The following is a 13,740-nucleotide window of genomic DNA, read 5'->3' as shown; positions in this document are numbered from 1 at the left end:
GACAATCGCAGTGCGGTCACGTCCATCAGGATTATCACCTTTGCGGTACAGGTCAATTTTCCTTTAATTTCGCTATGTTAGGGTTGTGCACTCGACGGAAAAGGAGCGCACGGTGGCGGACGATTTTGACCTAATTATTGTTGGCGCGGGGATCGCAGGATCAACCTGCGCTCTGCTCTGCTCTCGTGCGGGATTATCCGTATTGTTGCTGGAACGCGGTGAATATCCCGGCAGCAAAAACCTCTCCGGCGGTCGGCTTTATGGCTATGCCCTTGCCGATATTATTCCCGATTTTCAAAACCACGCTCCGCTTGAGCGCCGCATTACCCATGAGCATTTTTCCCTGCTGACCGCCGAAGGCGCAACGACCATCGGAGGAACGCACCCCGCCAGCGCCTCATGGAGTGTGCTTCGCGCACGTTTCGATCCTTGGCTTGCCGCACAGGCTGAAGCCGCCGGAGCGCAGTTGCTCTGCGGCGCCACGGTCGACTCGCTGTACACGGAACAGGGGCGGATAGCTGGGGTAATCTGTGAGGGCGAACGGATTGGTGCCAAAACGGTAGTACTGGCGGAGGGCGCTAACAGCCTGTTGGCAGAACAACATGGGCTGGCGGCCCGGCCAGCATGGGATACGATGGCGTTAGGCATTAAAGAAACCCTAGCACTTGATCCGTCGCTGCTGGAGGAGCGTTTTAATCTGGAAGAAAATGAAGGCGCGGCGTGGCTGTTCAGCGGGCAAATCTGCGGAGCGAAACCCGCGGGTGCGTTCTTGTATACCAACAAGCAGACCATCTCGTTGGGCATCGTTGCCCCGCTGTCCTCTCTTCGCGACGGCCCGGGTGCCGCCTCTTCTCTCCTTGCAACACTAAAACATCATCCCACGTTGCGTCCACTGATACGCCATGCGCAACCCGTTGAATACGGCGCGCATCTGGTCCCCGAAGGCGGGTTACACAGCATGCCGCAGCGCAAATCGGGGGATGGCTGGCTGCTGATGGGTGATTGTCTGCGTACCTGTATTAATACCGGCGTGACTATCCGCGGAATGGATATGGCGGTTCTCAATGCGAAGGCAGCAGCCCAGGCGCTGATTGCCCATACCCAAGAGCCGGAAAAAACGCTATCCCAACTCTACGAGCAGTTCATCGCGCAAAGCGCTCTATGGCAGCAACTTCAACGCTATCGCCACGTTCCAGGTTTATTGCAGCGTGAAGGTTGGTATCGCCAGTGGCCCACCTTTGCGCAGAATGTGCTACGGGATCTATCCCGCGTAGAACCAGACGCCAATCTGCCGTTGTGGAAAATAGTACTGCGGCATACGCGACATTTTGGCCCAGCGCGTTTAACTGCCGATATTTTAAGGAGTCTGCGATGTCTGTAAACGAGAGCTTAGCGCAGAATTGCTATCATCCCGACGAAACATCACATATCACCCTGCACGAATCGCTCAGTGCAGAGCAGTGTGCATTACTGGAAAAAATTTGTCCCGCCGGGTTGTTCCAACGTGACGCTAGCCTCAAGGAAATGCTTCATTTTGAAGGTTGTTTGGAGTGTGGATGCTGTCGTCTTATTGCGGGTGATGGCGCCATAGATAAGTGGCGCTACCCCGCTTCCGGCAAAGGGATAAGCCTACGCTTTAGTTAAATTATCTAAGGATCGCCAAGTGCCCTTACTCCACCTGTTAAGACAAAACCCGGTGATTGCCGCGGTAAAAGACAACGCCAGCTTACAGCTCGCCATTGACTCCGACTGCCGGTTTATTTCCGTGCTCTACGGCAGCATTTGTACCATCAGCCATATCGTGCAAAAAATTAAGCAGGCTGGGAAATTTGCCTTCATCCATGTCGATTTACTCGAAGGCACATCAAATAAAGAAGTGGTGATCCAATTTTTGAAGCTGGTTACGCAGGCTGACGGAATTATCAGCACCAAACCCAATATGCTGAAAGCTGCACGCGCCGAAGGCTATTTTTGCATTCACCGGCTATTTATCGTCGACTCAATATCGTTTCACAATATTGATAAACAGGTGGCGCAGTCCAATGCAGACTGCATTGAGATCCTCCCCGGCTGTATGCCAAAGGTACTGAACTGGGTAACGGAGAAAGTCCGCCAGCCGTTGATTGCCGGCGGTCTAGTCTGCGACGAAGAAGATGCCCGCAATGCGATCGCAGCAGGCGTTGCCGCGCTTTCCACCACGAACACTGACGTGTGGAAACTGGCTAAAAAGCTGAATTAAGCGGATGGCTAACCACGTTAAAAATTGCCCGGTAGCGCTACGCTTACCGGGCCTTCATGCCATCATCATCTTTTGACGAGATAGGTCTGCAAACTGGCTTCATCAGGAAAAGTGAGCTGTTAGTCATCCATACAGTCAACCAATGCCGTCAGAACCGCCTCAGCATCCCCAACGATGCCCACGTCCGCCGCGGCAAATATCGGTGCCGTTTGGCTGTTGTTGACAGCCACGATAAACCCACTTTGCTGCACCCCTGCCATGAATGCTGATGCGCCAGAAGCTCCGGCGATAATGCAGATTTCAGGCGCGACGTTCAGACCGGAAATACCAATCATCCGCTGTTCATCACAACCACCGGCCATCACTCGCTGGCGGGTAAAACCAAGCTCGGCGTTTAGTTCGGTGGCCAACTTATCAAAAATTTCCGTTTGTGCGCCCAGCCCGGTTGCCAACACCACTTTCGCTGCGTTTAGCGGATGGCGCGTTTTTGCTAGGATCTCAGGCGCAGGCAACGGATCTGCAGTAGGCTGAACCACAATATCAAGCGTCGGCATCGCTGCGGGAAGTCCCTCGCCGCGTAAAGCGCGATTGCGCGATGCCGACAGGCAAAGCGGGCGATTGCTTGCCCGTAGAGTTGCATATAACGCGTTGCCGTAGACGGCTTTACTTAAGGTATGGGCAACAGGTGAATAGGTCTCAACCTGGCAAACGCTACTCCCCCCCAGACGCCACGCCAGCCGCGTTGCCAGTTCATCACCGATGATTGATGCAGGGAAAACGATCGTCTCGACGATTTGACAATAGTATTGGGTTTCGAGCGCGGACAATATCGCGGGTATCGAGAATACGTCGCCCGGCAATCGCCAACCTATCAATGCGCTTTCAGTCAGCCCACTATCGGCAATAAAAGACGCCAACGGCTGTTCATCAGCGGAATCCAGCAGCACCACGGCAATCGTCATGACGGCATCCTTTGTGCGAGATAGTCACGCCATAAACGACGGGCGGCAGCCTGCGGTGAGTTTTCGTTAATAAGCAATCCCGCGCGGCGCACCGGTTTTCTTTCCAGCGCAACACAAGCAATGGAAGGCGGCAAATTCGATTCACACATCGCATGGGAAACTTCCACCTTCGCCGCTGCAAGCCGTGCGCGCATGCCGGGAACCCGAAGTGCCATTTGCCCACGATTTTGTACCATCAGCACCGTGGGCTGCTGTACATGCCATTGAGTACGCTGCGTCAAATTCTCACACTGCACCATAAAACCCGCCTCAGCTAACGTTAATCCGCACACCTGAGACAAACACGGCCAGCCGAGCATCTCCGCCAACAGCCAACCGGTCTGCCCGTTCTGCCCTTCACTGCTTTGCGTACCAAGCAACACCAGTTCGCTCCCACTTTGTTTCACTTGCTTTGCGAGCTGCTCCGCCACCAGCGCCGGATGAAAGCGCATATCTTGCTGCGTTTCGAGTAACGTCAGTTGCTCGAAGCCAAGCGCCGCTAAATGACGCAAGGCAGGAATTGCGCGTTCATCGCCCATCGTGACGGCACTTAGCACCGTAGAAGGCGCATTGTCACGCAGCATCAACATCAGTTCCGCGGCGCCCTGCTCATCATTGCCCATCATCACGCGCATTAATGCTGAATCAGGCCCGATAGTCCCGGTGGCCGCGGCCTGCCAATTCGCCTCAACCAGCATCGAGAGATCGGGTTCGGATTTAAACGCCAACAGTATGTTCATTCACCTTTCCTTGTGGCTTTGGCGGCAGATCGGCTGCCTCCACCAGCGAGAGATTTTTCGTTTCCGGCGCCCATAACGCAGAAACAAGGAGCCCAACGAGCAATATAGCCACCAGTACAAGTAACGTGTTACGCATTCCCCATGCGGTCAGCGCTACAGGCAGCAGGCCGGTGCCGAGGGCTGCGCCAAGGCGGCTCATGGCCGTAGCAAATCCCACCCCCAACGAGCGAATATCCGTAGGAAAACTCTCAGCGGGTAAAATACCCACCAGATTACTGGCCGCAGAAATGGTCGCACTGAACAGGATAAATAACAGTAAAATCAGGAAACTATTGCTAGCTGGCGTAAAGGCCAGCGCGGTCAACGTCACGGCCAGTAATAGGAAGCTGCTGATTAAAAACTGGCGACGCGACAGAGACCAAGTTAGCACCAGCCCGATCAGCGCGCCGATGATCAGCAGCCCGTTGAGGATAAGGCTCGCGGTGAGCGCATCCTCAAGGCCTATCGTCATGGAGATAGTCGGCAGCCAGGTGTAGATGACAAACCACGGTACAACCAGACAGACAAAAAATAGGCTGTTAAATGCCGTTCGCCGCCAGTATCGGGCGGAAAACAGCGTGCTGATATGACGCGTGGTGACGCCCGCTATCTCATCTCCGGGCAAAACATTGGCCCCGAGAAAGCGTCGGACAATCGCATGGGCCTCGGTGATTCGTCCCTGTCGCATCAACCAGCGTGGTGATTCCGGCGTCCCCATTCGCAAAAGCGTTATCGCCAGCGCAGGGAAAGCCGCCGACGCTAGCAACCAGCGCCAAGCTTCTGGGCTGCTGTTAAGCCAAGCGTGTCCCGCCACACTTGCCAGTACATAGCCAACGGTCCAGACCACGCTGAACGCGCCCAACAACATGCCTCGATAGCGCTTAGGTGAAAACTCAGCCAGCAGAGTATGACCGACGGAGTAATCCCCGCCGAGGCCAAAACCAATCAGGATGCGTAGGAAAATAAGCTGTTCCGGGGTGGTAACAAAAAATTGCAGAAAAGAGGCCAACGTAATGAGTAAAAAGCTGAAGGTAAAAATACGCTGCCGGCCAATGTGGTCGGATATCCAGCCCAAAATCAGGCTGCCAAGAAACAGGCCAAACAGCGCCGAGCCGCCAATCAGCCCCTCCTGCATCGGCGAGAGATTCATTTGCGGCTGCAACTGGATCATGGCGTAGCCAATAACCCCAAGCACATAGCCATCGGTCAGATGTGCGCCAAAAGTCAGGCCGGCAATACGCCAGTGAAAGCGGGTTAGCGGCAGATCGTCCATACGAATGGGTGACGTACTCATAGCTGCCCCTTTAAAAAAAGATGGTTTCCCGTTTAGGGAAACCATTGGCGTGATTATTTTTCAATCGGATAAATCGTCCCGGTATTCATAATGCCGTTCGGGTCGAGCTGTTTCTTCAGCGCTTCCAGCAGCGCCCAAGCGCTACCGTGCTCTGCTTTGGCCCAATGAACGCGATGCTTACCAATACCATGATGGTGAACCATTGAACCGCCGAGATTAATAGTCTCTTCGCAGATGATCTTATTGAGCGGATTGTGGTACTTGTCGATCTCTTCTTCCGGCTTGCAGTCCACCACGTTGTAATCGTAAACAAAGTACATATTGGTGCCGTTAATGTAGCTATGGGAAGAATGACCGCCCAGCATGGTAATGTCGTCTGCATGCGGGAATTCAGTGCGAATGCGGTGGAGAACACGCTCATAGATGTTGTGGATGCTACTCCAGTCGCCGGACACTTCCGTAGTGAAGCCCATGTTGCCGGTTTTCAGGATCTGCACGCGTTCCGCAGCCACTTTCTCAGGGCCCCAGTTCAGATTGTTGAACCAGTTTTCGATAAGCTTGCTGTCAACACGGGTACACTGCGGGAAACGGGCAACAAGTTCAGCGATGCCTTCACCGGTGGCGCGAGCCATTCGTGGATTACCTTCAGCCATGAAAATCAGCACGCATTTGCCATCAGCAAAGTGGGTGAAGTGCTGTGTGCCGTCTTCTGCATCGTACAGACGAGCAATCGACGGACGATAGCCTTCCACCATGACCTCACGCAGGATCTCGAAGCCCACTTTCATGTCGTCGAGAACATAGCCGTAAAAGAGATTGTTTTCTGGCGTGTATTTGAAAATTTTCACTGTCACTTCAGTGATATAGCACAGCGCCCCTTCGTTACCGATGATGATGTGACGGATATCTGGCCCCGCGGCACGGCGTGGCACATTTTTAATGCGAGTGATGGTGCCATCCGGCAGAACGGCCTCCAGCCCAACAACCATGTCTTCAATCGCGCCATATAACGTGGAAAATTGGCCGATGCTGCGAGTGGCGACCAAACCGCCCATCTGGGCTAGCGGTTTAGACTGCGGCGAATGTCCGGTGGTATAGCCTTTTGCACGCAGCGCATCTTCCAACACCTCCAGCGGCACGCCGCACTGAGCGGTGGCCTGCATGTTCTCAATATCAATATCGATAATTTTGTTCATCCCGGAGCCATCAAGCACCAGAGAGTTCTTCACCACCGTTTCCAGCCCGCCTTCTGTCGCGGAAGCACCGGTACGCGGCACGCCGGTGATTTTGTGCTGGTTCATAAATGCCAGCACCTGAGAAACCTGCTCGGTCGATCCCAATTTCACCACCGCAGCGGGAAGGGGTAACGTATAAACACCGTGAATGTCTGCATACTTTCTGAAGCGGTCGTAGCTATTTTTCTTCAACACATTTTCATCAGTAACAACGCGGCCAGGACCAACTAACTCTTTGACCTGTTCGACAATGGCTTCGCGGGATAAAGACATAGTATTTCCTTTCTGTTTTGAACATAAAAAATACAGGAACCACCTTTTAACAGGTAATATTCTTTAAGGATTTTCTTAACTAGCGAACTAAATATCCGCCATCAACGACCAATAAATGACCATTCACATAATCAGATGCCCGACTCGCCAGATAAACCATTGCCCCCATTAAATCCTGAGTATCTCCCCAACGATTTGCAGGGATATGATCCAACACGCGCTGGTTCGTTTCGGGATTACTGCGGGTAGCTGTCGTAATTTCCGTGGCATAATAGCCAGGCGCAATACCATTTACTTGAATATTATGCTGCCCCAACTCGTCGCAATATGCCTTGGTAAAACCAGCCAGTGCATGTTTTGTTGCTGAATATGCCGGAGACCATTGCCCACCTAAATAAGAAAATAGCGAACATATATTAATGATTTTCCCGTGCTGTTGCGGGATCATGACTTTTGCCGCTTCATGGCTTAATTCAAACGCAGCGGTCAGGTTGACCGCAATCATTGGGTCCCAATCGGCACGCCCAAAATCCAGCACCTTGTTCAGCTTACAAATACCAGCGTTATTCACGAGGATATCCACGGTGCCAAAACGCTCGCAGCAGGCAGCAACTATCTCACGAGGTGCGCCTTCAGCCGTGATATCCACCTGCATAAATTCAACCTGTACACCCTGTTGTTCAATCAGTTCGCGGGTTTCGCCATTATCCTTGATGAAGCTCGGTATAAACAGATTGGCACCTGCCTTTGCCAACGCCATCGCAAAGGCCTGGCCTAATCCACTGTTGCCACCGGTCACAATGGCGGTTTTACCTTGCAGTGAGAAGAAATCCATGGAAAAAGCATTAAGAGATTCAATAGACATGATGGGCTCCAAAATCCTTTAGGCAAAAAAAAAGAAAGGCAACTTCCCCCGCTTGAGGGAAGTCACCTTTCTCATATTCTCTGGTAACTGGAATTAGTTTTATCACAGCCCAGAAGGATCGATTGTGATGAAACTCACAGAGCCAAACTTCCACCATTTAAAAATAATAATAAAGAGAATCGTGATTATTCTCACACTCAAATCTTGTTGGCCATGATATTTATAACGCCAATTACTGGAGACCATGAGAAAAGTAATCCACCTGCAAGGGCGGTTTACTTTTCTCTTTTTTTTGTCTTTAATTCAGCCCCAATAACACGAGAGAACGATATGCAACATTCATCATATCGCCGTTGGATAACCCTCGCCATTATTAGTTTTAGCGGTGGCGTCAGTTTTGATCTTGCCTATTTGCGTTATATTTACCAGATTCCCATGGCAAAATTTATGGGTTTCACTAATACCGAAATAGGCTTAATAATGAGCACATTCGGAATTACCGCAATTATTCTCTATGCGCCCAGTGGGATTATCGCTGACAAGTTTTCTCACCGTAAAATGATTACCTCCTCAATGATTATTACCGGGCTGCTGGGACTGTTAATGGCCACCTATCCCCCGCTTTGGGTGATGTTACTCATTCAGGTGGCTTTTGCTATCACCACTATCCTGATGCTGTGGTCAGTATCGATTAAGGCCGCATCTCTGCTTGGCACACACAGCGAACAGGGCAAGATCATGGGCTGGATGGAAGGACTGCGAGGCGTCGGCGTGATGTCGCTGGCGGTCTTTACCATGTGGGCTTTCTCGCAATTCGAGCCTGAAGATCCCAATAGCCTGAAAACCGTCATCCTGATCTACAGCGTGGTCTATATCCTGCTGGGATTCCTGTGCTGGTTCTTTGTCAGCGAGGGAAAATCTCCACACAATGACGATGCAGGGCAAGCAAATAAAGCCTTTCAGCTCAGCGATATCCTGGCGGTTTTACGCATCAGCACCACCTGGTACTGCAGCATGGTGATTTTTGGCGTATTTACCATCTACGCTATTCTCAGCTACTCCACCAACTATCTGACAGAAATGTATGGGATGTCGCTGGTCGCTGCCAGCTACATGGGGATTGTTATCAATAAGATTTTCCGCGCAATCTGTGGCCCTCTCGGTGGGATAATCACCACCTACAGCAAAATCAAATCCCCTACCCGCGTGGTTCAACTGCTCTCCATTATCGGCGCCATCGCGCTTATCGCCCTACTGGCGACCAACTCCAACCCTGAGTCAGTGGGAATGGGAATCGGCCTGATATTGCTGCTCGGTTTCACCTGCTACGCCTCTCGTGGCCTTTACTGGGCCTGCCCAGGCGAAGCCAGAACGCCGTCTTACATTATGGGAACCACCGTCGGGATCTGCTCCGTCATCGGTTTCCTCCCTGACGTCTTTGTCTACCCGGTAGTTGGCTACTGGCAAGACACCCTGCCCGCAGCCGAAGCCTATCGCAATATGTGGCTGATGGGGTTGTGCGCCCTAAGCATGGTTATCGTCTTCACCTTCCTGCTGGCAAGAAAGATCCGCGCCGCCAGCCGCGATGAAAACGTGACGCTACCCGCCGACAAAACGGTCAGCGAGTGACGGTGTAATTTTAAAGGAGAAAGACTATGTCTAAGAAGTACATCATTGGAATTGATGGCGGCAGTCAAAGTACAAAAGTAGTGATGTATGACCTCGAAGGGAATGTAGTGTGTGAAGGCAAAGGCCTGCTACAGCCCATGCACACCCCTGATGCAGATACCGTGGAACACCCAGATGACGACCTGTGGACTTCTCTGTGTGCGGCGGGCAAAGATTTAATGGGCCGTTTTCAGGGCAATAGAGCGGATATCGTAGGTATCGGCTTGGGATCGATTCGTTGCTGTCGTGCGCTGTTGAAAGCCGACGGCACGCCCGCTGCGCCATTGATTAGCTGGCAAGATAGCCGCGTAACGCGGCCCTACGAGCACGACAACGAACAGGTGGCCTATGTGACCTCCTTCTCCGGCTATCTTTCACATCGTTTGACCGGAGAGTTCAAGGACAATATCGCCAACTACTTCGGACAATGGCCAGTAGATTACAAGACCTGGGGCTGGAGTGACGATCCCGAGGTAATTCAGAAATTTAATCTACCGCGTAGCATGTTATTTGATGTACAAATGCCCGGCTCCATTTTGGGACATATCACATCAGAAGCATCAGCGTTAACGGGCTTCCCACAAGGTTTGCCGGTGGTATGCAGTACCAGCGATAAAGCCGTTGAAGCACTTGGCGCAGGTATGCTGGATGATGATACGGCGGTTATTTCTTTGGGCACATACATCGCCCTGATGATGAACGGCAAAGCGCTGCCGAAAGATCCTGTTCATTACTGGCCTATCATGTCATCCATACCGGAAACCCTGCTGTATGAAGGTTACGGCATTCGCAAAGGCATGTGGACGGTAAGTTGGCTTCGAGACATGTTGGGGGAGTCATTCATTCAAGATGCCCATTCTCAAGGGCTTTCCCCGGAAGATTTGCTGAATAAAAAAGCCAGTCAGGTGCCACCGGGCTGCGACGGTCTGATGACCGTGCTGGACTGGCTCACCAACCCGTGGGAGCCGTACAAGCGCGGGATTATGATTGGGTTTAACGCCACGATGGATTACGCCTGGATTTACCGCTCGATTCTTGAAAGCATCGCGCTGACCCTGAAGAATAATTACGACAATATGACGTCGGAAATGAAGCATTCTGCCAAACAGATAATCATCACCGGCGGCGGCTCAAACAGCTGTCTGTTTATGCAGATTTTTGCTGATGTGTTTAACCTGCCCGCCAGACGTAATGAGATTAACGGCTGCGCAAGCCTCGGTGCTGCAATCAATACGGCTGTTGGGCTAGGGCTGTATACGTCGTACCAACAGGCCATCGACAATATGGTACGGGTGAAGGATGTCTTTACGCCGGTGGCAGAAAATGCTGCACGTTATGAAGCGATGAATAAAGGCATCTTTAAAGACCTGACACAGCACACCGATCCTATCTTGAAAAAATCCTACGCGGTCTTCCACGGTGATTTGGATAACCTAGACGCGATTCAAAGCTGGTCAAACGCATAATCAAAGAAAGCGAGGCCGGCATAACCGATTGGTTATGCCGCCTCATAGCCTCAAGCAGCACCAACTTCACGGCCTCAAAGCGCCCTCTTGATTACTTAAATAAATCTAACCGGTTGGTGCGTTGCCAAGGGACAAAAACCGGCGCGATTTGCGACATCTCGCGGAAATTATTCACATTTATTTAACTATTGAGAGGAATCCGATCGACGCAAAAAATACGTATGCCTACTATAAGCTTCAAGGTAATAGAACAACCCCTTGATTTATATATCCCCTGAGTGAAACAACGAATTGCTGTGTGTAGTCTTTGCCCATCTCCCACGATGGGCATTTTTTTTAACACTATATCAGCCGATTTCGCAGCGGCTCATCATCCGCCAATTCGACGGCAACACGCGGGTTTGCCCATTAACCTGCACCGTCACGCGGCAATGAATATCTGCCGATGAACTCCCAATCTGCAACTCAAACTCACCGGGTTCAACGATGCGCTGACCGTCATAGCTGGTGAAGTTCAGCATATCTACCGGCAGCGTAAAGGTTAGCGTCGTCTGTTCACCTGGTGACAGTGTCACGCGTTCAAACGCCTTCAGTTCCTGAAGCGGACGCACCATCGATGCCACTTTATCGCGCACATAAATCTGCACGACTTCGCTGCCGCTACGCTCTGCGATATTTTTGACCGGAATACGCAAGGTAATGTCACCGTCAATCGGCACTTGGCTTTGCGCCAGCTGCGGCTCACCATAGGTGAACTCGCCCCAACCTTTACCGTAGCCAAACGGATACAGCGCGCCAAAATGGAAGGCAAACGGCGTACCACCACTTTTCAACTTATGGTTATAGTAAAACGGCATCGCCCCGGCACTTTTCGGCACGCTAACCACCAGACGCCCTTGCGGTTCGGCGCGTCCGGTCAGCACGTCGGCTATCGCCCAGCCGCCCTCTTGACCCGGCGCCCATGCCAGCATCAGCGCCGCGACTTTCTCTTCTAGACCTTGCAGGTTATACGGACGTCCACCGGTCATCACCACCACGACCGGCTTGCCGGTGTCCACTAGCGCCTGAAGCAGCTGCTGCTGTACGCCGGGCAAATTCAGGCTGTCGGTATCAGAACCTTCACCCACCGTACCGCTCTGGAACAGCCCCGCCAGATCGCCCAGACAGACGACAACCACCTCGCTTTCCAACGCGGCAGATACCGCTTGCGGGATCAGGCTAAGATCCTCAGATACCGGAGAAGACTGCATCGGCTTGCCCGAGCTATCACCAGGGAAGACCGGCGCGCCCGCCATGCGTTGCTCAATGATATGGCAGCCTTTGGCATAGCGAACCTGACTATCACCAAGATAATGGCGAAGTGCTGCCAGCGGTGTGGTCACCTGCGAGGTTTTCTCCACCATATCGCTGATGATCAAATGCACCGGGAAGCTATAGCCGCTAAGCAGCGCCAGCGGATCGTCCGCCGTCGGGCCGACGACTGCAATACGAGGTTTGCCGGTAAGCGGCAGCACATCGCGGTTCTCCAGCAGCGTAATCGAGCGGGTTGCCACTTCTCTTGCCACCTGGCGGGTCGTATCTGACTGCAGCGAGATGGCATTCTCATCGGTATAAGGGTGTTCAAACAGGCCAAGACGGAATTTTTCCGTCAGCGTGCGGGCGACAATTTCGTCAATTTTCTCAGGGGAAATAAGCCCGCGCGCAACCGCTTCAGCCAGATGACGAGCGCAGTCGTCTTTCGGTAGCTCTACGTCCAGCCCAGCGTTAAATGCCAGTGCCGCCGATTCAGCCGCATCCTGCGCAACGCCGTGGTGCTGATGCAGCAGACTCACGCCACCGTAATCAGCCACGACGATACCGTCAAAGCCCCAGCGCTCACGCAGCACCGTGGTTAACAGGAAGCTGTCGCTGTGCCCCGGCTGATTATCGATGTCGTGATAGGCCGGCATCACAGATCCCGCATTCGATTGTTTTACCGCCATTTCGAATGGCAGCAAGAAGGTATCGTTCAGTTCACGAAAGCCCAAATGCACTGGCGCATGGTTACGCGCCCCTTCGCTAAACGAGTGACCAACGTAGTGCTTAAGCGTCGCCAACACGTCGCGTTTTTCGCCCTGTAGCCCTTCAACATAGGCACAGGCCATGACCCCCACCAGCCACGGGTCTTCGCCAAAGGTTTCTTCGGTGCGCCCCCAGCGTACATCGCGAGAAACATCGAGCACCGGCGCCAGCCCCTGCTTGCAACCGGTGGATCGGGCCTCTTCACCAATCTGCTGTGCGGCACGTTTGACCAGCGCGGGATCCCATGTCGAGCCGTAGTTCAACGATGATGGGAACAGCGTGGCGTCTTTACACAGCAGTCCCACGAGGCACTCTTCATGAAATAGCGCGGGGATCCCGAGGCGAGTCTCTTCAATCATCATTTTTTGCAGGCGATTGGCGGCGCGAACGCCGGTTTTAGCATCGACAATATGGGTGCCCAACGGACGGGTAATTTGCCCAACCCCAAGTTTTAAGCGTTCGCTGAGCGATGACTGCGCACTAACGCCCGCAAATTCATCGCTCATGTCAGTTCTTTCACGATGCTGTCCCTCTTCCGACAGCACCAGCCACCAAGCATGCATCTGGGCGTATTTCTCTTCAGGCGTCATACGCGCCAGTAAATCATCGACACGCTCCTGAATCGGGCGTTGGGGATCTTTGTAAATCGGGGTCATAGCCGTTCTCCTGAGTTGCTGGTCAATGCCCGAAATCATTCAGCACAATGACGGGTTAGCGCACGGTATTAGCATTTGTGAATCAGTATTCAGAAGTGACGGGCGTGGAACAATTGTCGAAATTGCCAGCGGATTTATGATTTTTGGTTTTCTTCGCGAAGTGTGATCGCCAACAACTCGAATGATTTGGGGGAACGGCAAAA

At 52.6% G+C, this 13,740-nt stretch carries 11 protein-coding genes and 1 other RNA gene; 6 read left to right on the top strand and 6 right to left on the bottom strand.

Going from position 1 to position 13,740, the window contains the following annotated elements; all coding sequences use genetic code 11:
• The first annotated feature begins 112 nt into the window (after positions 1-112).
• Genes AB4K05_RS15545 through AB4K05_RS15535 form a run of 3 tightly spaced genes read left to right on the top strand, consistent with a single transcriptional unit; the run spans position 113 to position 2,239 of the window.
• Positions 113-1,381, top strand: coding sequence for an FAD-dependent oxidoreductase (locus AB4K05_RS15545; protein ID WP_368480830.1), 1,269 nt, complete (start codon positions 113-115; stop codon positions 1,379-1,381).
• Positions 1,372-1,644 (top strand): ferredoxin family protein, encoded by a 273-nt coding sequence (locus tag AB4K05_RS15540; RefSeq protein WP_368480829.1) that lies wholly within the window; start codon positions 1,372-1,374, stop codon positions 1,642-1,644. Before AB4K05_RS15545 ends, AB4K05_RS15540 begins: the two co-directional genes overlap by 10 nt.
• 19 nt (positions 1,645-1,663) lie before the next feature.
• The gene (locus AB4K05_RS15535; protein WP_368480828.1) at positions 1,664-2,239 is read left to right on the top strand and encodes a glycerol-3-phosphate responsive antiterminator; all 576 of its coding nucleotides are present in this window, start codon (positions 1,664-1,666) and stop codon (positions 2,237-2,239) included.
• Positions 2,240-2,358: 119 nt separating this feature from the next.
• On the opposite strand, the gene AB4K05_RS15530 is transcribed toward AB4K05_RS15535, so the two are convergent.
• The 5 genes from AB4K05_RS15530 to AB4K05_RS15510 form a co-directional block, all read right to left on the bottom strand.
• Positions 2,359-3,201, bottom strand: a complete 843-nt coding sequence (locus AB4K05_RS15530) for an FAD-binding protein (RefSeq protein WP_368480827.1) — start codon at positions 3,199-3,201, stop codon at positions 2,359-2,361.
• The gene (locus tag AB4K05_RS15525; RefSeq protein ID WP_368480826.1) at positions 3,198-3,980 is read right to left on the bottom strand and encodes an electron transfer flavoprotein subunit beta/FixA family protein; all 783 of its coding nucleotides are present in this window, start codon (positions 3,978-3,980) and stop codon (positions 3,198-3,200) included. The genes AB4K05_RS15530 and AB4K05_RS15525 overlap by 4 nt, the downstream gene beginning before the upstream one ends.
• Positions 3,958-5,313, bottom strand: a complete 1,356-nt coding sequence (locus AB4K05_RS15520) for an MFS transporter (protein WP_368480825.1) — start codon at positions 5,311-5,313, stop codon at positions 3,958-3,960. The genes AB4K05_RS15525 and AB4K05_RS15520 overlap by 23 nt, the downstream gene beginning before the upstream one ends.
• Before the next feature lie 53 nt (positions 5,314-5,366).
• On the bottom strand, positions 5,367-6,821 hold the full coding sequence (locus tag AB4K05_RS15515) for an FAD-binding oxidoreductase (protein WP_368480824.1): 1,455 nt from the start codon (positions 6,819-6,821) through the stop codon (positions 5,367-5,369).
• A gap of 79 nt (positions 6,822-6,900) precedes the next feature.
• Positions 6,901-7,686 carry an SDR family oxidoreductase gene (locus tag AB4K05_RS15510; protein ID WP_368480823.1) on the bottom strand — a complete coding sequence of 262 codons (786 nt, stop codon included), beginning with the start codon at positions 7,684-7,686 and terminating at the stop codon, positions 6,901-6,903.
• A 330-nt stretch (positions 7,687-8,016) separates the two neighbouring features.
• On the opposite strand from AB4K05_RS15510, the gene AB4K05_RS15505 reads away from it, so the two are divergent.
• The 3 genes from AB4K05_RS15505 (at position 8,017) to rprA (ending at position 11,159) form a co-directional block, all read left to right on the top strand.
• On the top strand, positions 8,017-9,315 hold the full coding sequence (locus tag AB4K05_RS15505) for a nitrate/nitrite transporter (RefSeq protein WP_368480822.1): 1,299 nt from the start codon (positions 8,017-8,019) through the stop codon (positions 9,313-9,315).
• A 26-nt stretch (positions 9,316-9,341) separates the two neighbouring features.
• Positions 9,342-10,820 carry an FGGY-family carbohydrate kinase gene (locus tag AB4K05_RS15500; protein WP_368480821.1) on the top strand — a complete coding sequence of 493 codons (1,479 nt, stop codon included), beginning with the start codon at positions 9,342-9,344 and terminating at the stop codon, positions 10,818-10,820.
• 239 nt (positions 10,821-11,059) lie between these two features.
• Positions 11,060-11,159, top strand: an RNA gene (gene rprA / locus AB4K05_RS15495) — antisense sRNA RprA.
• Between the two features lie 8 nt (positions 11,160-11,167).
• On the opposite strand, the gene AB4K05_RS15490 is transcribed toward rprA, so the two are convergent.
• Positions 11,168-13,537 carry a glycoside hydrolase family 3 N-terminal domain-containing protein gene (locus AB4K05_RS15490; RefSeq protein ID WP_368480820.1) on the bottom strand — a complete coding sequence of 790 codons (2,370 nt, stop codon included), beginning with the start codon at positions 13,535-13,537 and terminating at the stop codon, positions 11,168-11,170.
• Positions 13,538-13,740: the final 203 nt, after the last annotated feature.

This window comes from Kluyvera sp. STS39-E (assembly GCF_040932435.1).
Classification (GTDB): Bacteria; Pseudomonadota; Gammaproteobacteria; order Enterobacterales; family Enterobacteriaceae; genus Kluyvera.
The sequence above is the reverse complement of the archived record's forward strand: the minus strand, read 5'-3'. Positions and strand labels throughout refer to the sequence as shown.